This window comes from Pseudoalteromonas sp. NZS127, from assembly GCF_015864805.1.
Taxonomy (GTDB): domain Bacteria; phylum Pseudomonadota; class Gammaproteobacteria; order Enterobacterales; family Alteromonadaceae; genus Pseudoalteromonas; species Pseudoalteromonas nigrifaciens.
Genome location: NZ_JADYWN010000022.1, coordinates 13,002 through 36,700 on the forward strand (window position 1 = coordinate 13,002; position 23,699 = coordinate 36,700).

Annotated in this window: 23 protein-coding genes; 11 read left to right on the forward strand and 12 right to left on the reverse strand. The window is 41.3% G+C overall.

Annotated elements, in window-relative coordinates:
* Positions 1 to 74 precede the first annotated feature (74 nt).
* Positions 75 to 2,720 carry a phosphoenolpyruvate carboxylase gene (ppc, locus tag I6E78_RS15900; protein WP_182677989.1) on the reverse strand — a complete coding sequence of 882 codons (2,646 nt, stop codon included), beginning with the start codon at positions 2,718 to 2,720 and terminating at the stop codon, positions 75 to 77.
* Positions 2,721 to 2,840: 120 nt separating this feature from the next.
* On the opposite strand from ppc, the gene I6E78_RS15905 reads away from it, so the two are divergent.
* The 4 genes from I6E78_RS15905 (at position 2,841) to I6E78_RS15920 (ending at position 5,389) form a co-directional block, all read left to right on the forward strand.
* Positions 2,841 to 3,239 (forward strand): thiol-disulfide oxidoreductase DCC family protein, encoded by a 399-nt coding sequence (locus I6E78_RS15905; RefSeq protein ID WP_011329941.1) that lies wholly within the window; start codon positions 2,841 to 2,843, stop codon positions 3,237 to 3,239.
* Positions 3,236 to 3,970 (forward strand): SDR family oxidoreductase, encoded by a 735-nt coding sequence (locus I6E78_RS15910; RefSeq protein ID WP_197182873.1) that lies wholly within the window; start codon positions 3,236 to 3,238, stop codon positions 3,968 to 3,970. Before I6E78_RS15905 ends, I6E78_RS15910 begins: the two co-directional genes overlap by 4 nt.
* Positions 3,971 to 3,994: 24 nt before the next feature.
* Positions 3,995 to 4,603 (forward strand): flavin reductase family protein, encoded by a 609-nt coding sequence (locus I6E78_RS15915; RefSeq protein ID WP_197182874.1) that lies wholly within the window; start codon positions 3,995 to 3,997, stop codon positions 4,601 to 4,603.
* A 123-nt stretch (positions 4,604 to 4,726) separates the two neighbouring features.
* A complete protein-coding gene (locus I6E78_RS15920) occupies positions 4,727 to 5,389 on the forward strand; it encodes a DsbA family oxidoreductase (protein ID WP_011329938.1) in 663 nt (220 codons plus the stop codon).
* A gap of 136 nt (positions 5,390 to 5,525) precedes the next feature.
* Here the strand turns inward: I6E78_RS15920 and I6E78_RS15925 are convergent, their stop codons facing one another.
* The 4 genes from I6E78_RS15925 to I6E78_RS15940 all read right to left on the reverse strand — a co-directional run bounded on the left by I6E78_RS15925 (position 5,526) and on the right by I6E78_RS15940 (position 9,242).
* Positions 5,526 to 5,804 carry a peptidylprolyl isomerase gene (locus I6E78_RS15925; protein ID WP_011329937.1) on the reverse strand — a complete coding sequence of 93 codons (279 nt, stop codon included), beginning with the start codon at positions 5,802 to 5,804 and terminating at the stop codon, positions 5,526 to 5,528.
* Positions 5,805 to 5,960: 156 nt separating this feature from the next.
* A complete protein-coding gene (locus I6E78_RS15930) occupies positions 5,961 to 6,488 on the reverse strand; it encodes a response regulator transcription factor (protein WP_197182875.1) in 528 nt (175 codons plus the stop codon).
* Positions 6,485 to 7,744 (reverse strand): HAMP domain-containing histidine kinase, encoded by a 1,260-nt coding sequence (locus tag I6E78_RS15935; RefSeq protein ID WP_197182876.1) that lies wholly within the window; start codon positions 7,742 to 7,744, stop codon positions 6,485 to 6,487. Before I6E78_RS15935 ends, I6E78_RS15930 begins: the two co-directional genes overlap by 4 nt.
* Positions 7,745 to 7,934: 190 nt before the next feature.
* A complete protein-coding gene (locus I6E78_RS15940; protein WP_089369193.1) occupies positions 7,935 to 9,242 on the reverse strand; it encodes a metal-dependent hydrolase family protein in 1,308 nt (435 codons plus the stop codon).
* A gap of 186 nt (positions 9,243 to 9,428) precedes the next feature.
* On the opposite strand from I6E78_RS15940, the gene I6E78_RS15945 reads away from it, so the two are divergent.
* Both I6E78_RS15945 and gloA2 read left to right on the forward strand, forming a co-directional pair.
* Positions 9,429 to 10,508 (forward strand): ketoacyl-ACP synthase III, encoded by a 1,080-nt coding sequence (locus tag I6E78_RS15945; protein WP_197182877.1) that lies wholly within the window; start codon positions 9,429 to 9,431, stop codon positions 10,506 to 10,508.
* Positions 10,509 to 10,595: 87 nt separating this feature from the next.
* Positions 10,596 to 10,982 (forward strand): SMU1112c/YaeR family gloxylase I-like metalloprotein, encoded by a 387-nt coding sequence (gene gloA2, locus I6E78_RS15950; protein ID WP_182683674.1) that lies wholly within the window; start codon positions 10,596 to 10,598, stop codon positions 10,980 to 10,982.
* A 24-nt stretch (positions 10,983 to 11,006) separates the two neighbouring features.
* Here gloA2 and I6E78_RS15955 read toward each other — a convergent pair whose 3' ends face one another.
* Both I6E78_RS15955 and I6E78_RS15960 read right to left on the reverse strand, forming a co-directional pair.
* Positions 11,007 to 12,368, reverse strand: a complete 1,362-nt coding sequence (locus I6E78_RS15955) for a leucyl aminopeptidase family protein (protein ID WP_197182878.1) — start codon at positions 12,366 to 12,368, stop codon at positions 11,007 to 11,009.
* An 83-nt stretch (positions 12,369 to 12,451) separates the two neighbouring features.
* Positions 12,452 to 12,874 (reverse strand): hypothetical protein, encoded by a 423-nt coding sequence (locus I6E78_RS15960; RefSeq protein ID WP_041454912.1) that lies wholly within the window; start codon positions 12,872 to 12,874, stop codon positions 12,452 to 12,454.
* A 103-nt stretch (positions 12,875 to 12,977) separates the two neighbouring features.
* Between I6E78_RS15960 and I6E78_RS15965 the strand changes: the two genes are divergently transcribed.
* The 3 genes from I6E78_RS15965 (at position 12,978) to I6E78_RS15975 (ending at position 17,591) form a co-directional block, all read left to right on the forward strand.
* Positions 12,978 to 13,139 carry an oxidoreductase-like domain-containing protein gene (locus tag I6E78_RS15965; protein WP_086998010.1) on the forward strand — a complete coding sequence of 54 codons (162 nt, stop codon included), beginning with the start codon at positions 12,978 to 12,980 and terminating at the stop codon, positions 13,137 to 13,139.
* 326 nt (positions 13,140 to 13,465) lie between these two features.
* Positions 13,466 to 16,048 (forward strand): TonB-dependent receptor plug domain-containing protein, encoded by a 2,583-nt coding sequence (locus I6E78_RS15970; RefSeq protein ID WP_011329929.1) that lies wholly within the window; start codon positions 13,466 to 13,468, stop codon positions 16,046 to 16,048.
* 100 nt (positions 16,049 to 16,148) lie between these two features.
* Positions 16,149 to 17,591, forward strand: a complete 1,443-nt coding sequence (locus I6E78_RS15975) for a tetratricopeptide repeat-containing sulfotransferase family protein (RefSeq protein ID WP_182683675.1) — start codon at positions 16,149 to 16,151, stop codon at positions 17,589 to 17,591.
* On the opposite strand, the gene I6E78_RS15980 is transcribed toward I6E78_RS15975, so the two are convergent.
* On the reverse strand, positions 17,560 to 18,468 hold the full coding sequence (locus I6E78_RS15980) for an alpha/beta fold hydrolase (RefSeq protein ID WP_011329927.1): 909 nt from the start codon (positions 18,466 to 18,468) through the stop codon (positions 17,560 to 17,562). The two genes, I6E78_RS15975 and I6E78_RS15980, sit on opposite strands and share 32 nt — an antisense overlap.
* Before the next feature lie 130 nt (positions 18,469 to 18,598).
* Here I6E78_RS15980 and rlmF point away from each other — a divergent pair, with 130 nt between their 5' ends.
* A complete protein-coding gene (rlmF, locus tag I6E78_RS15985; RefSeq protein WP_041454980.1) occupies positions 18,599 to 19,531 on the forward strand; it encodes a 23S rRNA (adenine(1618)-N(6))-methyltransferase RlmF in 933 nt (310 codons plus the stop codon).
* A gap of 22 nt (positions 19,532 to 19,553) precedes the next feature.
* Positions 19,554 to 20,558, forward strand: a complete 1,005-nt coding sequence (ltaE, locus tag I6E78_RS15990; protein WP_197182879.1) for a low-specificity L-threonine aldolase — start codon at positions 19,554 to 19,556, stop codon at positions 20,556 to 20,558.
* Here the strand turns inward: ltaE and I6E78_RS15995 are convergent.
* From I6E78_RS15995 to I6E78_RS16010, 4 genes are all read right to left on the reverse strand, one after another.
* Entirely contained in the window at positions 20,541 to 21,125 is a 585-nt protein-coding gene (locus I6E78_RS15995) for a thymidine kinase (protein WP_011329924.1), read from the reverse strand. The two genes, ltaE and I6E78_RS15995, sit on opposite strands and share 18 nt — an antisense overlap.
* Before the next feature lie 91 nt (positions 21,126 to 21,216).
* Entirely contained in the window at positions 21,217 to 21,684 is a 468-nt protein-coding gene (locus tag I6E78_RS16000; protein WP_086994528.1) for a methylated-DNA--[protein]-cysteine S-methyltransferase, read from the reverse strand.
* A complete protein-coding gene (locus tag I6E78_RS16005; protein WP_182683678.1) occupies positions 21,684 to 23,048 on the reverse strand; it encodes a DNA-3-methyladenine glycosylase 2 family protein in 1,365 nt (454 codons plus the stop codon). The genes I6E78_RS16000 and I6E78_RS16005 overlap by 1 nt, the downstream gene beginning before the upstream one ends.
* Before the next feature lie 157 nt (positions 23,049 to 23,205).
* Positions 23,206 to 23,688, reverse strand: a complete 483-nt coding sequence (locus tag I6E78_RS16010; RefSeq protein ID WP_011329920.1) for a GNAT family N-acetyltransferase — start codon at positions 23,686 to 23,688, stop codon at positions 23,206 to 23,208.
* Positions 23,689 to 23,699: the final 11 nt, after the last annotated feature.

Sequence of the window (23,699 nt, forward strand, 5' to 3'; positions counted from 1 at the left end):
GCATAAAATGCCAGCGCATATGCATAAAATAAGGGGTTACGGCGCTGCGCAACCCCCTTATTTTTATTTGGCTATTAACCAGTATTGCGCATACCTGCAGCTATGCCGGTCATGGTGATCATTAACGCGTTATCTATATCGCCTTCACTGCCGTTGTCGCTTGAGCGCGCACGGCGAAGTAACTCTACCTGCAACACATTAAGCGGATCGGTATAAGGGTTACGCAGCGCAATTGACTCTTTGATCCATGGCTGATCGGCCAATAAGCTTTTTTGCGGGCTAAGCGACTGTACTAAACTAATCGCTTCAGCGAGCTCTTTGCGCAAGGTAACACCAAGTGGTTTGTACATATCTTCCACCAGCGCATTATCGTAATGCTCACTTAACCAGCTGTCGGCCTTACTAAATACCATTTCGAGCATTTCTAGGCGCGATCTAAAAAATGGCCATTGTAAGCTCATTTCTTGCAAGGTTTCAACGCCGTATTTTGCCAAGGCCGCTTGTAATCCTGTTAATGCGCCTAACCATGCTGGCAGCATTAAACGGTTTTGGCTCCATGCAAAAATCCACGGTATTGCCCGCAAGCTTTCGACCCCACCTGTAGGGTTGCGTTTTGCAGGGCGCGAGCCAAGCGGCAGTTTAGAAAGCTCAAGTTCTGGGGTTGCCATTCTAAAGTAAGGTACAAAGTTTTCATCGTGGCGTACCACGTTACGATAATGCTCGCACGACTCTTCGCTGATCAAAGCCATTACTTCGCGCCATTGTGGTTTAGGCTCTGGCGGTGGTAATAAATTACTTTGCAGTACAGCGCCGGCGTAAATATTTAAGCTTTGTAGCGCAACATCGGGTAAACCAAATTTAAAGCGGATCATCTCGCCTTGCTCGGTTACTCGCAGTCCGCCTTTTAATGACCCCGGTGGTTGTGAATGTAGGGCTTGTGCAGCGGGTGCGCCGCCTCGCCCTACCGTACCGCCACGGCCATGAAATAACACCAGCTCTATGCCGCGTTTGTCGGCTAACTGTACTAGCTTATCCATTGCTTCGTACTGCGCCCAACCAGCTGCCATCATACCGGCGTCTTTTGCTGAGTCTGAGTAACCTATCATAACGTTTTGGGTGTTGTTAATTTGGCCTCTGTACCAGTCATTATCCAACAAAGTAGTAATAACATTGTGGCCATCATTTAAATCATCTAAGGTTTCAAATAACGGCGCAACCGGTAGTTTAAAACTACAACCGCTTTCTTTTAACAGCAATTGTACCGCTAAAATATCGGAGGCTGTGCGCGCCATCGAAATAATATATAAGCCAAATGTTTGCTCGTCTTGCTGTGCAATCACGTCAAAGGTGTCGAGTACTTCTTGCACCTCTGGGCTTGGCTGCCAACGCTTAGGTATTAGCGGCCTGCGCGAGTTAAGCTCAGTGAGTAAAAAGGCTTGTTTGTCTTGCTCTTGCCATTGGTTGTAATCGCCTAAACCTAAGTAACGCGTAAGCTCTGAAAACACATCACCATGGCGCGATGAATCTTGGCGTACATCTAATTTAGCTAACCGCAAACCAAAACTATTAATACGATGTAATACATCCAGTAATAGGCCATCAGCAACTACTTTCATATTGCATTTTAATAGCGAGCGATAGCACACCTCAATTGGATGTTTTATTTGGTTTATATCGGTAATTAAGTCTTGGGCTTCGCTGCGCTGATTTTTTATTTTTGCGCCTAAATGCATTACGGTTTCTAACACTTGGTTTTTAAGTGTTTTAATCACGCAGCGATAAGGTTCAAATTCTTGCCCCGCAAGGGCTATTAGCTCATCACTGGCATCAGACATCGACAGCTCTGTACTTAGCGTTTCTAGATCGCGGCCATATAAGTCCAGTGCCATCCAACGACCATGATCAAGCACCTCTTTGGTTACTTGTGCGGTTACATAAGGGTTGCCGTCACGATCTCCGCCCATCCACGAGGTAAACTCTATTGGGCTGTAGTTTATTGGTAACTCTAAGCTTAAATGCTCTTTTACATGCTGGCTAAACTCACGTAAAAAACGCGGCACTGCATGCCACAAGCTATTTTCAATCACCGCGTAGCCCCACTTTGCTTCATCAACAGGGGTGGGTCGCGAGCGACGAATATCGTCGGTGTGCCATGCTTGGCTAATTAACTGCGCAATACGGTTTAAAATAGCCTCGCGCTCTTGTGCTAAGTTATCAGTTCGCTCCAATGAAGCTAAGCAATCACTTAACTCAACGTGCTTATTAATAATTGTGCGGCGTGTTACTTCTGTAGGGTGCGCGGTTAGCACCAAGTTTATGTGGAGTTTTGAGAGTGTGTCGGCCAAATGATTGTGATTAAGTTGGCCATTATTTGCTTTAGTTGCTAACGTTTTTAATGTTTGAGTGAGAGGATTTAGCTGGCAAAAGCCAACATCATTAAAACGCGAAACGGTATGAAACTGCTCTGCAACATTGGCAAGGTTTAAAAAATGATTAAATGAACGGGCAACCGGTAACAGCTCTTCATCGCTGAGCGCATGTAATACTTTTATTAGTGTTTTACGGTCGTTTTCGTTGCCACTGCGAGATGACTTTGATAAAGCTCTTATTTCTTCTACTTTATCTAAAATTGCTTGGCCTTGGGCATCTTTAATTGTTTGCCCTAATAATTGGCCTAGTAAATTTACATTGCCTCGCAAGGCGGCATATTGTTCACTCATTTCTCAGTCTCCTTTGTTTCATGGAGCACTATTAATATCACTATGCGCGGTTATTTAATAGATCCATTTGCAATGGTGTGTCGTAAAAAAGCATATGTAAAATAATTACAAAGCAATAACATGATCATTTTTTACGATGCTAACTGCCCATTGTGTAACGCCGAAATGCAACATTTAAAGCGTGCTGACATTAATAATAAAATAATATTAGAGGACCTTAATGCCACTGACTTTAATACGCGTTTTCCTAAGGTAGATAAAAGTATAGCTATGGCGTTATTACACGCAAGAATGCCATCTGGAATAATGATCTATGGCCTTGATGTAACCTACCAAGCATGGAAAACAGTAGGTAAATATCCTTGGTTGAAGATTATTCGCTTGCCCATAATTCGATTTTTTGCTGATTGCACATACACTTTTTTTGCTAAGTATCGCCAGCCTATAAGTCGTTTTTTAATGCCAAACTCACAGTGTAAAAATAATCAATGTAAAACCAAAAGTGCAGGTGATAAATGAAAACTATTGTTTTATTTGGCGCAAGTAGCGCAATTGCACAAGCTTATATAGCGCATTTAAATAACCAAGTAACCCAGTACCATATTGTTTGCGTAAGCGCGGGCTCGCGCAATGCACAGTACAATAACCTAAATAATATAACGCAACTGCAAAGCGATTATTCAAAGCAAAGCTTAAACAATGTTACCGCTACACTACAAAACCAGCAGGCTGATTTACATCAGGTAATTATTTTTAATGGCCTTTTACATAATCAGCAACACATGCCAGAAAAAAAGCTAGAGGACATTAACAGCGATTATTTTAATCAACTATTGCAAGTTAATGCGCTTACACCCCTGCTATGCCTGCAAAGTGTATTACCATTATTAACACCTAAAACCCACTGCACTATTACCGCATTAAGCGCCCGGGTTGGCAGCATAAACGACAATAAACTTGGCGGCTGGTATACCTATCGTGCATCAAAAGCGGCGCTTAATATGTTATTTAAAACTGCCGCCGTGGAGCTGGCAAGGCGCGCTAAAAACACTAAGCTCATTTTATTTCATCCCGGTACTACCGACACTGAGCTGTCTAAGCCTTTTCAAAAAAATGTACCGCCAAACAAGCTTTTTACTCCTGCGTTTGTAGCGCAGCAATTATTTGAACTGACTAACAATAACCCTAATTTAGAACTTAACGGTGAACCCGCCTACCTAGATTGGCAAGGCACTGCTATTTCATGGTAGGTATTCCATGGTAAGGATTTTTTAATGCATTTTACTAAAGCGCGCATTGCAGCACTTGAAAAACACACGCGTACCCACTTTATAAACTCGTTGTCGGGCTTTAAAAGCGCTAACTTAATTGGCACTCAAGACAGCCAAGGCAATACTAACTTATCGATTGTTAGCTCTGTTATTCATTTAGGTGCGCACCCGCCATTAATTGGTATGATAATGCGCCCCCATAGCGTACCCCGTCACACTTTCGAAAATATTTTAGCAACCGGTGTTTATACTATTAATCATGTTAATAGTGCTATTTATCAGCAAGCACATCAAACCTCGGCGCGTTATGATAAAAACGAATCAGAGTTTGCTGCCACTGGTTTAACAGCTGAGTATTTAAATGAATTTAGTGCCCCATTTGTACAACAAAGCCGCTTAAAATATGCGGTAAAATACATTGAACATCAGCATTTAGCAGTCAATGGTACTGAGCTTGTGATTGGCGAAATAATGGACGTATATTTAGACGAAGCAGCACTGCAAAGCGATGGCTTTTTAGACTTACAGGCCATAGATACGGTAGCTATAAGCGGGCTCGACAGCTACCACAGCACTAATAAACTAATGCGCCTGCCTTATGCTAAAAAGTAATCAGGCTGCGCATACATTATTTGCAGCTTTTAATACACTGTAGAGTAATCATGATTGATAAACCGCAATTAATCCCAATATACTCACTATATTCGCTTTACCGCTTTGCCCTAAGGGAAAATAATGAAAACGCTTAAAATTGATATTGTGTCGGATGTAATGTGCCCATGGTGCATTATTGGTTATAAAAATCTTGAAAAAGCACTCAGTGAATTACACGGTGAAATAAACGCAGAAATTAGCTGGAAACCGTTTGAGCTTAACCCAAATATGCCGCCTGAAGGCCAAGACTTAAATGAACATTTAACGCAAAAGTACGGCTTAACACCAGAGCAAAGCAAAGATAACCGCCAACGTTTAATAGACGCCGGAAAAGATGCCGACTTCACGTTTAACTTTGACGATAAGCGAATGATAATAAACAGCTTTGATTGTCATCGTTTATTAGCATGGGCTGCCACTTTAAATAAGCAAACCGAGCTAAAACTGGCTTTATTTAAAGCGCATTTTTCTGACTTAGTGAATTTAAACGAGCAATCTGCTTTGCTTGATATTGTTGCAAGTGTTGGCCTTGATACAGACCGTGCTCAAGAAATTTTAGCCGGTGGTGAGTTTTTTCAAGAAGTGCGCAGCCAGCAAAGTGACATACAGCAAATGGGTATTACCACAGTGCCTACTTTTATCATAAATGAGCAATACGCCCTTACCGGCGGACAACCTAGCGCTGCATTTGTGCAAGCTTTTAAGCAAATAACTGAAGAAGAAGCACAGCAAAACGCTGAGTAATTAAACTCTGAATTAAAGAATTTAAAAAGGCTGCAATGTGCAGCCTTTTCTTTTAATTTAATTTAATTTAATTTAAAGTATTAAGCCTGTTAAACTGCACTTAATACATGCACTTAATACATGCACTTAAAGAATATTAAGTACGGTAAAGCACTTTAATCACATGCCAGCCAAATTTAGTTTTAACTAAATGCGGCTCTAAAATAGCGCCATTAAACGCAATTTTGTCAAACTGTGGCACCATTTGCCCACGTCTAAATTCACCTAAATCGCCACCTTTTTTACCCGACGGACACGACGAATACTTTTTAGCTAAGGTTTGAAATTTTGCACCTTTACCTAATTGCGTAATAATATCTTCTGCAATTTCTTTATGTTTTACCAGTATATGCAGTGCGTGCGCTGTATTTGCCATGTGAAAGCCTTGTAATATCGGTTAAATTTAAACGCCGCGATTTTAGCACAGCTAGTTAAATCAGGCAGCTACTATAGTGCTTCATTGATGTGTTGAGTGCGCTCAAAAAAAACCAGCATCGCTTTAGCCTAAAATTATATTTAATCACTAGCGTTATTAGTGCTGCACTGGCTTTTTTTGTAATTTGCGCTGTAATGTTCGTCTATGCATATTGAGCTGCCTTGCGGTGCTCGACACATTACCATTATTACTGTGTAGCACTTGCTGAATATGCTCCCACTCTAAACGCTCTGGCGACATAACTGTGGTTGCAACATCTAAGCTTATTGCAGTATCGCACTCTTGATTAAGTGCTTTTAGTAAGGTTGCCATATCAACAGGTTTGGTAAGGTAGTCGTTGGCCCCTAAGCGCATTGCTTCAACTGCGGTGGCAATACTGGCAAAGCCCGTGAGTAATACAATATGCACGTGTGCGAGCAAGCTGCGCAGTGGTTTTATTAACGCTAAGCCATTGTCGTTACCTAACTTCATATCTAACAAAATAGTAGCGGGCAAAAACCGCCTTGCACTAAGGAGTGCCTCACTTTGGTTATGCGCTATTTCGCAGTTAAAACCATATTTAGTTAGCCGCCTTGCCAAGGTACTAGCAAGGTTTATATCGTCTTCAATAATTAATATTTTCATTCACTTTGCTCGCTAAAAACAGTTGCTAATTTAACTTTAGCAATTGCACCACACTGGGGGTGATTATATAAAGTTAGCGAGCCATTTAAACGCTCAAAGGTTACATTAGAAAGCAGCACAGCCAGCCCCATACCATGATCGCTGGGCATTAACTGTCCACCTAAATCGTTGAGTTGCGTTGCTGAAAAGCCATTCCCAAAGTCGCGAATAAGCAAGTAAACATATTCGCCGCAATGCTCCTCTTGCAGCCAAGTAAGCTCAAGCACATTTTGGTCTTGCTGCTGATTAGCGGTGGCTGCATTTTGGAGTAAATTTAAAATAGCAGGTAGCAACATAGCATCACTGTTTAATATAGCGGTATTAATGCCACCCGTTTGGTTTTCTATAATCCACTTTATTTGTTGATCGGGATATTGCAGCAATAGCGTATCGGTAATTTGCTGTTGTAATTGCGCCGTTGTAATGTGTTGTTGGGTGTTATTAAGGCGCAGCGCAGCAGAGAGTTTTCTAAAACTATCTAATTGTGTAGCGCATTGTTGTAGTGGAGTTTGCATTTGTTGCACTACAAGGTTATTTGGATGATCCTCTAATAACTCTTCAAATAGTAACTGTAAGTTAGCAATTGGTGTAGCAAGCTGATGCGTTATTTGCGCTGCTGCGCCATCCAGCGTTACTAACTGTTCACTGCGTAATTGTTGTTCGCGCACTTGAGCAATAGTGCGTTCGCGCTCTTTTAAGGCGCGGTTCATTGCACCAATCACTAACGCTATTACACTGGCACTCAAAACAAAGTTAATCCACATGCTAATAAAATGGCCGCTCATGTTCATTTGGTGCATGTTATGTTCGGGCATTTTAATCAGTAATACACTATACGCCGCAATGGCTAATACCGCGATATAAGCAAGCCCTTTGCCACTTAGCGTTACCGCTGCAATCATTATTGGCAGCAATAATAACGACACAAATGCATTGGTTGCGCCACCACTGAGTGATAACAAAATAGTTAAAAACAACACGTCGGCGGTTAATTGCATCAGCATGCCCAGCGGTTTTGCTTGGCTTACATTACGATAAGCCAGCACACTCATTAACTGAAACCCCGCTTCTAGGGCAATCACTAACAGTAAGGGCATTAATGCTATTTGATGATCTAATAAAAAGTACACTATAAGCACAGCAATAAGCTGCACAGCTATGGCACCACTGCGTAACATTAAAAGTCGGCTAATAGCCGGATCGGTGCGAATTAACAAAACACATGTTACCTAATTGAATTTTAAGAAAAGCTATTTTAATGCTTATGCAATACTTAGTCATCATTCATCGACATTGTAACTAGGTACAAAGTGAAGTATTAAAAGGCCACGGCACTGGGGTTAATAATTATTAAGCTCAATATTTATTGAGCCCATATTAACCCCAGTGCCTTAACAGCAAGTGTGGCTACTGCTTATAAATTAGCCCTGCTTTCATTACAAACTGCACATTTTTAAGCTCTGCAATATTTTTTAGCGGCGAGGCATTAACACTAATAATGTCGGCTTGTTTACCCACACTCAAATCGCCTAATTGAGTATCTTGACCAAGCAGTTTAGCTGCACTCACGGTTGCCGATTTAATTGCCTGTGCTTCACTCATACCATTACTTACCAGTAAGCTAAACTCGTTAGCATTAAGGCCATGGCGCGATACGCCTGAGTCAGTGCCAAAGGCAATATTTACCTCATTTTTTAGCGCTAATTTAAACGATGCCTGCATTTTAGGTGTTACTTCGCGCACTTTATCTGCGATAGCAATTGGCATGTTTGGGTTACTAATTGCTTCTTCGCTCACTGTGGCACCAGCCAGCAAAGTAGGTACTAAGTAAGCTCCGGTTTTTTTAAACAGTGCTATAGCCTCTTTATCTAAATACGAGCCATGCTCTATTGAGTTTACACCCGCTTTAAGCGCGGCTTTTATGCCTTGCGTGCCATGTGCATGAGCGGCTACTTTACGTCCTAAATGATGCGCGGTATCTACAATTGCACTAAGCTCTGCGTCGCTTAATTGTTGATTAACGCCTGCGGCGGTATTACTTAATACGCCACCGGTGGCGGTAATTTTTATAACATCGGCACCACTTTTAATCACTTCGCGCGTGGCTCTGCGGCAATCGTCTGCGCCGTTACAAATACCTAATGATGCACCAACACCGTCACTTATATCTTTACGATAGCCATGTAAATCGGCGTGCCCACCAGTGGGCGATACTGTATTGCCTGCGGCAAAAATGCGCGGACCATTAATATCATTACGCTCAATGGCGCGCTTTAGCGGAAAAATAACCTGATAGTTACTGCCTAAGTCTCGCACTGAGGTAAAGCCTGCATTTAAAGTACGCTGTAAATATTTAATTGAACGCAGCGCGTTATCTGCTTCGTATTCGGTAGTCCAGCGATGCCTGCTAACATTGGCATCGCGCTCAAAAGTAACATGCACGTGCATGTCTATTAGCCCAGGCATTACAAAGTGATTTTTAAGGTCTATTACTTGCGCGCCGGGCAAACCCAGTGCATCTTTACTTACATAGCCGCTTTTAATTGCTGAAATTTTATCATCGGCTATTACCAGTGTTTGCTCAGTTTTAACCGTTTGCTCTGTACCTAGCATTACACTGCCCGCATAAATAATTTTATGTTGTTGTGCTAATGCCATATTTGTTGTTAACGCTAAAGTGATTGCAGTAAATGTAGTTATTAGTGTAGTTTTCATACTTGCTCCTTTTAAGCTCTACCTTTAACCCAATTAACTATAAATTGCTACATTTACGCTACAAAAACCCTTTTAATAAGCTATCATTTTTTATCTCCTTGGGTATTTACTAGTGTTAAAAGCCATTTTTTGGTATAACTTATTCATTAGTAATACATGTCAGACCACTTTTTAAGAGAACACACTATGCCTTACGCACACATCACTGGTTGGGGTAAATGCATTCCACCAGCAAGCATTAGTAACGACGAAATTAGCAAAATAGTGGATACCACAGACGAGTGGATAACATCACGAACAGGTATTAAATCTCGCAGAGTTAGCCATGTAAGTACTGCAGAGCTTGCTACTGTTGCGGCTAAGCATGCGATTGCTTGTGCCGGTATTGACGCTAAAGATATTGATTTAGTTATTTTAGCCACCTGTACGCCATCAACTATGGTGGCAAATACTGCGTCGTTAGTGCAAAAGAATATTGGCGCTGTGGGCGCTGCCGCTATGGACACTAACGCAGCTTGTTCAGGGTTTTTATATGCTCTACAAGCAGCAACAGCGCAAATACAAGCCGGTATGATTAAAAAGGCTGTGGTTATTGCTGCAGAGCGCATGACTTGGTATGTAAACTGGTCGCGCCGTGACAGTGCGGTATTATTTGGCGATGGCGCGGGTGCCGTAGTACTCGAAGCTGCCGATACACCTGCAGGTTTACTTGCGACTAAAACCGGTTGTGACAGTACAGATCGTGATATTTTACATATCGAAAACTTTGGTAGTGACTTAAATAAATATGAGCCGATTGGCCCATCTAATTTACTATTCGAAGGCCGTGAAATATTTAAGCGCGCTGTAAAAGGCATGAGTGAAGCATGCGACGACGTACTAGCTCAAGCAAATTTAAATCTAGACGATATAAACGTATTAGTGCCGCATCAAGCTAACTTACGTATTATTCAAGCCATTCAGCACCGTTTAAAAGTGCCAGATGAAAAAGTAATGGTTAATATTGGCCAGTACGGTAATACATCGGCAGCGACAATTGCCATTGCACTTTGCGAGGCGGTGGAGCAAGGTTTAATTAAACCACACTCAAATATTATGTCGGCAGCCTTTGGCGCTGGCCTTACGTGGGCTGCTAGTTATATTAAATGGGGCGAGCGTGTAACACCTATTAGTGTAAGTGATGCACAACTTCCTCCTTGCGATAAAACCGGCTTAGAGTTAGTTGCTCCAGCGGTAAAAGCATGTAAAGAAGCAGAGCCAACCTAAATAGGCAGCTACTTATTGAAACGCACTTAATTGTGCGTTTTTTGTTTTTAGTGTTTGTATTTAATTACACAATTTAGAGAGCGCGTTATGAAACTACTTGGCATTCATCATGCCGCTATTATTTGCAGCGACTACCCTCGCGCTAAGCATTTTTATAGCAAAATATTAAAGCTTAAAATTATTAATGAGCACTTTAGGACCGCGCGAAATTCTTATAAATTAGACTTAGCTTTACCTGATGGCAGTCAAATTGAGTTATTTTCGTTTGCTGGCGCACCAGAGCGCCCAAGTTACCCTGAAGCACAAGGGTTAAGGCATTTGGCATTTAAAGTAAGTGATGTGCACGTGGCTAAAGTGTATTTAGAGTCGCAAGGGGTTAGTGTAGAGGACATAAGAGAAGATGAAATAACCGGCAAAAAGTTTACTTTTTTTGCCGATCCAGATAATTTACCGCTTGAGTTGTATGAGGTTTAACACCTCATACTAAATACTCGATTATTAGTTAAAACGGTTTTGCAGATAATTAAACACAGCACGAATACCTAGCGCTTCTCCGCCTACTGGGCGACCTGGTAGAGCACGTAAGTTCCATGCCATTACATCAAAATGTACCCAAGGCGTAGTTGGCTCAATAAATTCTTTTAAATACAGTGCAGCGGTAATTGCACCGCCAAATGGGGTGCTTGCACAGTTTGCCATATCGGCAACATCACTGTTTAAAAATGACTTATATTGATCAAATAACGGCAGTTGCCATACCGGATCGCTTACACTCAACCCTGCATCCATAATACTATTAGCAATAGTACGCTCAGTACAGAAAAACCCTGGTAGTTCAGTGCCCAAAGCAACTCGACACGCACCTGTTAAGGTAGCAAAGTCAATGATAAGCTCAGGCTCGTCGTTTTGGGCTTCGCTAAGCGCGTCACATAATACTAAACGTCCTTCGGCATCGGTATTGTCAATTTCAACCATAATGCCTTTACGGGTTTTTACTACATCGCCAGGGCGAAATGCGTTACGCGAAACCGCGTTTTCAACCGCAGGTACTAACACGCGTAATCTAATTGGTAAATTAGCAGCCATTATAAGCTGAGCAAGCGCAATAACATGCGCTGCGCCGCCCATGTCTTTTTTCATGTTACGCATACCGGCACTCGGTTTTAAGTCAAGCCCGCCTGAGTCAAAACATACACCTTTACCAACCAAAGTAATTAATGGTGCGTCTTTTGCGCCCCATTTTAAGTCGAGTAAACGCGGCTTATTTTCACTCGCACGACCAACCATATGAATTGTTGGGTAGTTTTGCTCTAACAGCTCATCTCCAATCCACTGAGTAAAGTCTCCATCAAAGGTGTCGGCTAAATCACTCATGACTTGTGCTAAATGTTGCGGCATCATATCGGCAGCCGGGGTATTAACTAAATCGCGGGCTAAACCAATTGCGTCGGCTTGTTGTTTTATTTGCTCGTAAAGTGTTTTGTCAGCAATACCTAACTGCGCTTTTGCGGTGACTTTTTCTTTGTACTCACTAAATTCATAACCACCCAATACAAAGCCTAAAGCAAGCTGCTCTATTAGGTGTTTTTCACCTTGAATTTGATAACAACCTACCGGTAACTTGGTGGCTAAGTCGCCTGCAGCCCAAAAGTCATCACTGCTGCGAATTATGCAATAAACATAGTTAAGCTCACCCGTTTCAGGGTTTGGTACTAATGCTAGCCCTTGCTTTTCAAAACCACTATTTGCTAACCAGTTTTGTACAAATGTAGGTTGCTGCGTAAGCCAATCGGTTAATTCGTTTTTAAGGATAAAAGATAAAGGAATTCCAGAAGAAGTATGACGAAGTAATGCACTCATTAAATGACTCACAAAATATAAATGGTCACTAAGCATAACAATAAGGAGACGCAAAAGGTATCGCTAATTTTGCCAATTATAGATTACTTTTTTAATGAGTTTTGTGGGTCTTGTTTTTGATTTTCTTGAGCTATTTCACGATCAAGCTCTTTAACTGAACGATTCATATTGAAGGAGCTAGGCAAAACATCAACGCCAACTAAGCGGCCCAGTTTAACCACTAAGGGAATAGTTAAAGGCGCAAACGGTAATATGGCAAATACCCCTAAACCCAAACCCTTTAAAATATCTACAAATTGCTCGTTTGCACGCTTTAATTCGGCTTTATTTGTTTGCCCTTGTGTGTAGCGTTTATAAATTGAAAGCATTTCTTTTGTTTCTTGTCTTTCTTGCGCAAGCGCAATTTTAAGCGCAACCATAGCACGACGAAAACGCAATTGCTGGCGCTTGGAACTAATTTTAACAACCCGCCATGGTGCGCGGTGTATGACTTTATATAATCGCATTGGCGTATTCTCACACAGGGATTCAAGTTCACAAAGAATAATTTACATGCCAAGGTCAATACTTTATTATTTACAGCCTTTTTAGTATTTAAAAAATCTTAATATGCAATTAAATATACTACCTGCAGTCGCAAAACCAGAAAAACCTAAGCCGGACGAGTGCTGTGGTGGTGGAAGTTGTTGCCCATGCGTATGGGATGAATATAAAAAGCAGCTCGCTATTTGGAAGCGTGAAAATGAGCAACACGCAATAACAATAAAGTAACAAAAACACTTAAACCCTCATTCAAACTCCCCTTAATTTAACCGTTTCCTTAATCAAACTGCGCATTACAAGCAGCACACACTGTATTGTTGCAATTTCATACAAAACACCCTCATTGTTAAATAATAGTTAATTAATAATTGCTCTACTTGTTTTTTCTCTATAGTCTATAAGCTGGACTCACAGGAAGTGGGCTTAATTTATTAAGCTTTAAGGAGTCAGCAAGTATTACCTTACTCCCCATGAAATGTGACTAGTCCGCTACAAAAATAACTCGTGTTACACAAACATGATTAACAAAACTATTCTAACTGGGGATATTTAGAATGAAATTAAAAAGTAATGTGCTAAACCAGGCAGTTAAATTTGCCTTAGCCACCACTACAGCCGGATTATTTATATCTGGCTCTGCTATTGCAGCCGACGCGCAAACAACAACCAAAGTTAATAAAAATCTAGAAAAAATTGCTGTTGTTGGTACACGCTCAGCACCTCGCTCTATTGGTGACTCACCGGTTCCTATTGATATTATTGGTGGTGAAGAGCTAAGCAAGTCAGGTAACACCGACATGCTAGAGCTATTAAAGGGCGCTATACCTTCATTAAACGTACACTCTATGCCAATTAGTGATGCAGCGTCATTAGTGCGCCCAGCTAACCTTAGGGGTTTACCATCAGACAGCACACTTATTTTATTAAATGGTAAACGCCGCCATCGCGCTTCTGTTATCGCCTTTTTAGGTGGTGGTATTAACGATGGTGCTCAAGGTGCCGATATTTCGGTTATTCCAAGTATTGCCCTTAAGCAAGTAGAAGTACTGCGTGACGGTGCTGCTGCACAATATGGCTCTGACGCTATTGCAGGGGTTATAAACTTTGTATTAAAAGATGCCTCTGAAGGGGGCTCTCTTGAAGTGCGTAAGGGCGAGTATTACGAAGGTGATGGCGACACCACTCAAGTTTCGGGCAATATTGGCCTTCCTTTTACCGACAATGGTTTTGCAAATTTAAGCTTTCAATATAAAACCGCAGATGCAACCAGCCGCTCAGTACAACGCTTTGATGCTAAAGCACTTAATGATGCAGGCGTACCCGACATAGCACCTATTACCCAAGTATGGGGCGCACCAGAAGTTAACGACGACATTTCAATTTTTGGTAATGTAGGTTTAGAGCTAACCAATAATTCAGAATTTTACATGTTTGGTAACTACTCTGAGCGCGATGTAAGAGGTGGTTTTTATTACCGTAACCCTCACACTCGCCCCGGTGCTTATTCAAACGATGGCGGCGATACTTTACTCGTTGGCGATTTAACCGGTGATATGAGTGGCAACTGCCCAACTATTGCCATTGATGATAACGTGCTTGATAATCCAGATTATATTAATGGGGTGGCAAATAACCCAGATTGTTTTGCATTTAATGAAATGCTGCCAGGTGGTTTTACACCAAACTTTGGCGGTAATATTACCGATGCGTCACTCACTATTGGTACTAAAGGTCAGTTTACTGATGGCTTTTTAAAGGATGTATATTACGATTTAAGTGGCACGGTTGGTTATAACGAATCTCGCTACTTTATTTACGATACGATTAATGCGTCTTTAGGCCCAGAAAGCCCACGTGACTTTAGCCCAGGTAAATACGAACAATTAGAGAAAAACTTTAACTTTGATCTATCCAAAGGTTTTGATTTTGGCCTAGCATACGATGTAAACATAGCATCAGGCCTAGAATGGCATGAAGAAACCTTTACTGTGATCTCTGGCGATGAAGCCTCGTTTATTGCAGGGCCACTTACCGATCAAGGTTTTGGTATTGGCTCAAATGGCTTTCCGGGTTTTAAACCCTCTGATGCCGGTGAATATAGCCGTCGTAACTACGCCGCTTATGTTGATATAGAAGCGCCCTTTACTGAAGAGTTTTTAATGGGCTTAGCCGTTCGTTTTGAAGATTACGATACCTTTGGCACAACTACTAACTACAAATTAATGGCTCAGTATCACTTAACTGAAGATTTAAATATTCGTGGTTCAATCAGCACAGGCTTTAGAGCGCCAACCGTTGGCCAAGCTAATGTGAGTAACGTACAAACAAACCTTAGTAGTGGTGTATTAGTAGATTCTGCATTATTACCACCTACTAACCCAATTGCGATACAACTTGGCGGGCAAGAATTAGAGCCTGAAGAATCACAAAGCTATACTTTTGGCGCTGTGTACACGCTAGGCGATTTATTTTTAACGGTAGATTATTACAATATTAAAGTTGATGAGCGCATTAGTCAATCTGATAAAATTGAACTTAGCCAAGCAGACAAAGACAAACTTACTGCCTCGGGCATTCCTAACGTACAAAACCTAGCACAGGTAAGCTTTTTTACTAATGACTTTGACACCACTACACAAGGTGTTGATTTAGTGGCTAACTACTCAACTGAGTTACTTAATGGCAGCTCAACATTTAGCTTAGCGTACAACTGGAATGAAACCGAAGTTACCCGCTCAACCATTATTACAGGGCCGTTTAAAGTAAGCCGTCTTGAGAATGACTTACCTAATCATCGTGCAACTCTAAGCTGGGCACAACAATGGGAAAGCTTCTCTGCGTTTACCCGCGTAAACTACTTTGGTGAATACCAAGGTGTGCATGTAGATTATGACGAAACAGCTAAAATGGCAGATGCTGCGGTTACCTTAGATGCTGAAATTACTTATTTTTTAAACGAATCAATGAGCTTTTCTGTAGGTGCACAAAACTTACTTGACCAAGAAGCTGAAAAACTTGATTTTAGTGGCGCTAGCGACTTTATCCCTAATAATAATTGGGGTGGTCAATACTACGAAACATCACCATTTGGTATTAACGGTGGTTATTATTACGTTAAAGCAACTTATACTTTTTAATCCTTATTGGTCATAAGGTAAAGGCGAAATGTGAAAGACATTTCGCCTTTTTCGCTGTATAGATAGTCAAGACAGAATCAACAGGAATGTTAAAGTTACAATGCTACTTAAAAAAGCGAATCAGTTACTGGCAGAAAACAAACTTAAAGATGCTGAGTTTTACTACAAAACAATACTTAAAGCCGATGCTGATAACGGCGAAGCCCTGTTTGGTTTAGGCCGAATTGCACTGCGCCTAGAGCGTAATGATGATGCTGTATATTTATTACAAAAAGCCTGTGAACGCCTGCCTTATATGCTTGAACCTCTACACGCACTGGCTGATGCATTTAATAATGTAAATTCACCAAATGATGCGCTAAAAGTGCTTGAGTACGCAAAAAACTTAGCCAGTAATAACCCCGACCCACATTACTATTTAGCCCAGCACTATTTAACGTATGGTGAGCTAGATAAAGCCCATACTACTTTTTCGCATGCACTGAGCTTAGGCGTTTACCCTGTTACAGCGTATATTTTGTTAGAGTTGGTACAATTGGGGCGTTTTGACAAAGAACATAACTACCTCAGTAACTTGCATCACTTGCTAACGCAAACTAATAATTTACGCCTTAAAATGGTGTGCTATTACGCTTTGGCAAAAAGTTACGACAAACTAGAGGATACTGATCAGGCGTTTAACTACTTTGTATTAGCTAACCAATTACAACGAAAACTAAGCGAATTTGATACCCAAGTTCTTACTGCTTTTTACGACGACATAATAAAATACAATACAGCTGCTCTTTTAAGCTCAGCGAATAAAAGTGTGAAAGGTGGCATTACCCCCTTATTCATAATTGGCATGCCACGCAGCGGCTCAACCCTACTTGAACAAATGTTGGTAAATCATAGCCAGTGCTCAAGCATGGGTGAAAGTATTAGTATAAGTAGTAATGTGATGGCTTTTTTAGAACAAAAAACCGGTTTTAGCTATCCACACTGTTTAGATCATTTAACACATGAGTTAATTAATAAGGCCCGCGACCTTTATATAGCAAAATTAAAAACAGCAAGCCCTTCTCGCCCCTTTGTTATTAATAAACTGCCAAGCAACTATCAAGCTATTGGGCTTATTTATATGCTATTTCCAAATGCAAAATTTATTAATTTAACCCGCGATTTTAATGCCACGGCATTTTCGGTATTTAGTAATTATTTTGCCGAAAACGAGCCTTACTTTTGCTCGTTAACCGAGTTTAAGCAATACCATAGCTTGTACGAAAAGTTAATGGCGCATTGGCAGGCGTTTCCGGCACTGCAAATATATAACCTAAGTTATGAGCAATTAGTAACGGACCCCAAAGGCCAACTCACTGCACTACTTAGGTTTATAGGTTGCTCGTTTGAAGAAAATTGCTTGGCATTTTATAAACAAAAAATCGCGGTTACCACACTCAGCAAACACGCTATACGTGAACCGGTTAATCTGCACAATGTTGATAAGTGGCAACGCTACAAAACGCCATTACTTAAGCTTTTGGCGCAGTCGCAAACCAATTAAGTACATCTTTAAACTGCTCATTGCGCGCATGCGGATGGGTTAACATATTAATATGGTCGTAATCTATTTTATGGCCATAACGACGTCCATAAATTTGCATTTTTTGTACCCCAGGACCCGACTCTTCCATAAACTTTTGAATATCTATTGGTTGTGCGAGGGCTTTATCTTTTGCGCCTGCAATATGCAGCGTTGGCGGCAAGGTTAATTGTGCAACGGCTTTAGCGTAATCAAAGTTATCGTCACTGTCTATCCAAGGTGTTTTTTTAGCCCACTGCATACTTTGCCAATGCGACTTTTGTGTTTCATCGTCACTGCCCCACTTTAAGCGTTTAGCCGGTAAGTACCCATGCTTTTTAGCCATTAACGGCGCCATAAAATACCAAATGAAATTAGCTTGAAGTAACTTTTTAGGGTGATTATTAAATAACGAGCGCTTAGTGCCAAAGTAAGCACAGGCTTTTACGTCGTTAATATAATTTGGGAATCGTGCAAATGCGCTATTCATTAACACTCCACCCCAAGAGTGAGCCAGCCAATAATCTGGTTTTTTCCCCTCTAACTGCTCTATTTTATCTATAAATGCAGGAATATCTTCTAAAATAGCTTCGGTTTGACCATACCGAGCATGCTTGTCTATAACCGGTTTACTTTCACCACGACCACGTAAATCAGCCACATAACACACAAACCCTTGCTCGGCTAAAAAAGGCGCTAAGCCTTTGTTGCTATGGGTATAAAATATTTTACCGTTTTCTACCGCGCCATGCATAAAAAACGCCACTGCGCCATTTGGCTTATCGCTACTAATACGACGTAAATGCAGTGTTTGCTGATCGGCTAATGTTATAAATACTGATTGCTGAGTGATTGCCACAGTGAGTCCTTTTTAATTGCTAACAGCTCATCCTACCAGTAACAACCTCGTAGCCATAGGGAAAATTATCACGTTTTTATCTCGGTATTTGTTACAATTAACTTTTATTCCTGTTGTAAAAATAATCATCATGAAAGCAAGCACCTCACGCGCAAAACTACACCCTCGTAATCAACATTTAAATGGCTACGATCTTGACCTATTAACTGAGCAGCATCCTGCACTTTCTGCTTTTATTATTACAACACCTGCAGGTACAAAAAGTATTGATTTTAGCGATAACAAAGCGGTAAAAACCCTTAATCAAGCCCTTTTAAAAGCCCATTACAATGTAGATTTTTGGGATATTCCACAGCATAACTTATGTCCACCTATTCCGGGACGAGTAGATTATATTCATTATTTGGCCGACTTATTAGCCGACGATAACCAAACGCAAATTCCCACTGGCCGTCAAGTTAAAGTATTAGATATTGGCACCGGCGCTAATTTGGTTTACCCGCTCACAGGTGGGCATGAATATAACTGGCATTTTACTGGCACCGATATTGACCCTGCAGCCATTAAAGTAGCAAAACAAATTGCGCAATTTAATAATTTAAAAATAACCTTAAAACAGCAAAAAAATGCCGCAAATATATTCAAAGGAGTTATAAACAGTAAAGATCTGTACCACTTAACGCTGTGTAACCCGCCGTTTCATGCCAGCAGCGAAGACGCTGTTAAAGGTAGCGAACGTAAATGGAAAAACCTTGGCAAAGCACCTAGCAGCACACTTAACTTTGGTGGCCAAAATAACGAGCTATGGTGCGAAGGCGGTGAAGTGCAATTTATCTCTAATATGATTAAAGAAAGTGCAGCCGTTGCAGAGCAAGTAATGTGGTTTACCTCTTTAGTGTCGAAAAAAGATAATATTGCGGCTTTAGAGCAAGAATTAAAACAACACCCTATAGCCCAATATAAAATAGTTGATATGGCACAAGGGCAAAAAGTTAGTCGTTTTATTGCTTGGAGTTATTTTGATAAAGCCACGCGTGAGCAAATTTGCGAAGAACTCGAATAATAATATAGTAAGGATTAACCCTATGATAGATTTTCGCTCAGATACGGTAACTAAACCCTCTAAAGCTATGCGCGATATAATGTATAACGCCCCTGTAGGCGATGACGTATATGGCGATGATGAAAGTGTTAACCAACTAGAAGCATATGCATGTGAGCGCTTTGAATTTGCGGAGGCACTTTTTTGTAGCTCAGGTACTCAAGCTAACTTATTGGCGTTAATGGCACATTGTGAGCGCGGAGACGAATACATTTGCGGCCAAAGTGCCCATAACTATAAATTTGAAGGCGGCGGCGCAGCCGTTTTAGGCTCAATACAACCCCAGCCAATTGAAAACGAAGCAGACGGTACACTTTGCTTTAATAAAATAGCGGCGGCAATAAAGCCTGATGATAATCATTTTGCCAACACTCGCTTATTAAGCCTTGAAAACACCATAGGCGGTAAAGTACTTGCTCTTGACTATCTTGCTGCAACGCGCAAGTTTGTAAACCAGCACAGCTTATCGCTACACCTAGATGGTGCGCGTGCGTTTAATGCAGCAGCCGATCTTAATGTGGATATAACTGCCATTACTCAGCACTTTGATTCTGTTTCGATTTGTTTATCTAAAGGGTTAGGTGCGCCAGTTGGCTCGTTATTGCTAGGTTCAAAAGCGCTGATTAGCAAGGCAAGGCGCTGGCGAAAAGTACTTGGCGGCGGTATGCGCCAAGCAGGAATGTTAGCAGCAGCAGGGCAATACGCACTTGAGCATAATGTAAAACGCTTAAGCGATGATCATGCTAATGCGCGCTACCTAGCGCAGCAATTAAGTACACTTAATGGCTTTAACGTTAACATGAAAAACACCACCAACATGGTTTATGCCAGCTGCGAGCCTAATATAAATATACAGCAGCTAGCAGCTAATTTAAAAGCGCAAGGAATACTGTTTAGTCCAAGTAAGCAACTTAGGTTAGTAACTCACTTAGACATAACTAAAGCAGATATAGACACCTTTATAAAGGCATTAGCGGCCCATATTTAACGCGGCTTTATAATGTTTGCGGCACACCGATTCATACCGGTTGTTGCCGCCTATTTCTACTTGGTTACCATCGGCTATTGCATCGCCATTTTCATCGGTACGCAATACGTGGTTGGCTTTGCGGCCACAATGACACACAGTTTTAAGCTCTACTAGCTTATCAGCCCAAGCAAGTAAATACTGCGACCCGGTAAATAGCTCACCTCTAAAGTCGTTACGTAGGCCATAACATAGTACCGGAATACCCAGTTCATCAACCACATCGGTTAACTGCATCACTTGCTCTTTAGATAAAAACTGGCATTCGTCAACTAGTACACAATGGCGTTTTTTATCTTGATTTAGTGACTGTATAAGCGCAAACACATCTTTGTTTTCATCAAAAATATGCGCATCGGCTTGCAGCCCAATTCGCGAAGATACCTTGCCTACTCCCGCTCTATCATCAATTGCAGCTGTGAGGATCACCGGCTCCATACCACGCTCTTGGTAATTAAATGCAGATTGTAATAAAGTGGTTGATTTACCCGCATTCATTGCAGAATAATAAAAGTATAATTGCGCCATTGCTGTGCCTTCAGATAAAAAGTGCGCTTATGCTACCTCAAACGAGCGTTAATACCAATTTGGTTTATGCATTTTATGCATTAAGAACTGATCAACCGGTTTCGTGCTGCAATAACCATTGTTTTCTTGCAAGTCCACCCGCGTAACCTGTTAATTTTGCGTTTGCGCCAATAATACGGTGGCACGGTACAATAATACTTATTGGGTTTTTGCCATTAGCAGCGCCAACAGCGCGCACCGCTTTGGGGTTGTTTAATACCTTAGCAATATCGCCATACGTTTTAAGTTCCCCATAGGGAACGTTAAGTAATGCCTGCCATACACTTTGTTGAAACACGGTTCCTTGGGTATCTAAAGGTACTGTAAAGGTAGTGCGCTGCTTAGCAAAATACTCATTAAGCTGCGCTGCGGCGCATAAAATAGCGGCATTAGTCACTTCGCTAAGCGCTGTAATGGGGTAATTTTTAGGAGGATAAAAACCCACATAGCTCACGCCGTTTTCGCTGCCTTGAATAATAATATCGTCGATAGGACTCGGTAGTAAGGTTTGAATTATCATTATAATTGCTGCCATAGTTGAAAAGTTAAATATGATCGAAATGGCGCGCAGTTATCGCTGTTAAACACAGCCACAGCGGCTTGCGCTTTTTTAACACCTAAATCACCATCGAGTAAAATATCGGGCTGACTTTGGCCACGTAACTTTGCATAGTTTACCGTCCACGGGCCTATGCCCTTTAAATTTAGCCATAAATCTAAATCGTCACATTGTGGGTTTAACGTGCAAAACTGCGCCAAATTATACAATGCATTTTTACGCGCTTGAGGCATTTTAAAAAACGCAAAATCACTGTTTACCAATTGCTGTGGGGTTGGAAAATAAACAGCCCCGTTGCACTGCTCCCCCAACTCACTAACGAGTTTAGTTACTAAATTATGCGCAGCAGTAACACTTACTTGCTGCCCAAGTACCGCGCGAATGCCCGCTTCAAAACTCGACCAAATTCCTGGTAGGCGCAGCCCTTCGCTCACCGCAAATGCATTATTAATATTATCTTGTATATGCATTGTGATTAAATTTATATCGGCGTCTAAATCAAGTACTCGGCGAATATTGGTAATAACTTGCTGCAAGCAATGCGTATTATTAATCGTTATTGCCACTTTAAAGTGATTTTTGTGAGCTATAAACTCGGCATTAAAACGGCCTTTGCAGTGCTCGTCTGAAAATGTACGCCCATAACTTGTCGCTGTTATCCACTCCATAGGCGCAATTAAGCGTTTTGCTAAAAACTGCTGCATAGCAGGCCAATTATATGGCGGCCTAAAGGGAAGAGTTAAATTGAGAGTTGAGTTTACAATAGAGCTAGGTGCTTTATCGCTGCTGCGTAATTTTGAAGGGGCAATATTTAGTTGCTGTAAAAATGCGTCGTTAAAACGTCTAATGCTATTAAACCCCGCTGCAAAAGCAATCTGCGTTAGCGGCAGAGTGGTTTCTTGGATCAGTTTTTTAGCAAAATGACACTGATTGAAAAGACGGTATTGCGTGATCGAAATACCAAAGTGCTGAGTAAATAAACGCCTTAAATAACGGCTACTTACCCCTAACCTTGCCGCGAGTTTTTCGCAATCATAACAAGCACCTTGATCAATTAACTGTTTTGCTCGCAGTGCCGTGGTTTTAACTCCTTGCCAAGCAAAGCTCCCCGGCGCACTATCGGGCCTACACCGCATGCAGGGTCTAAACCCCGCTTTAGCAGCATTATGTGCATACTGATAATAGGCAACGTTTATTTCATTAGCCGTGGGGGCTGGGCATATTGGCCGACAATATATACCGGTACTTTTAACCGCCACATAAAAAAGCCCATCAAAACGAGGATCGCGACTCTGCCGTGCTTTTTGCCAGTGTTTATCATTCATAAACGCACACACTAATTACTAATAAGAAGCTTAAGCTTAAAGTATACGCCACACTTTACTAGCCAATTTCGGACCTTAACCATATAAGTTAACCAAAGGCAGGAGTTATATGGTTAAGTTACTGTTTATTATGTAACGTGTTAAAAGGCACTCTGCCTTATTTGGCAAAGTCGATTAACTCTTGCCCTGTTAAGCGATAAATAATCCATTCATTTTGCGGCTTAGCGCCCATACTATCGTAAAAGTCTATTGCGGGTTTATTCCAATCTAATACCACCCATTCAAAACGCCCACAATTTTTATTCAGCGCTTGATTTGCTAAGTGCTTCATTATTGCTTTACCTGCCCCTTTACCGCGGCTATCAGGGCTTACATATAAATCCTCTAGGTAGAGGCCGTTTTTACCAAGCCAGGTAGAGTAATTATAAAAATAAACAGCAAAGCCAATGGGCTCGTCGCCATCAAAGCATATAATGCTATGCGCTGTTGCGCCTTCACTAAAAAGGGTATCTAAAATGGCTTGTTCATTAGTTTTAACTGCTTGTGGCTCTTTTTCATAAATAGCGAGCTCATTAATAAAGTGCAAAATGGTTTTTGCATCACTTGCTTGCGCATCACGAATGTCGATTGTGTTTGTCATACTGCTTTAAC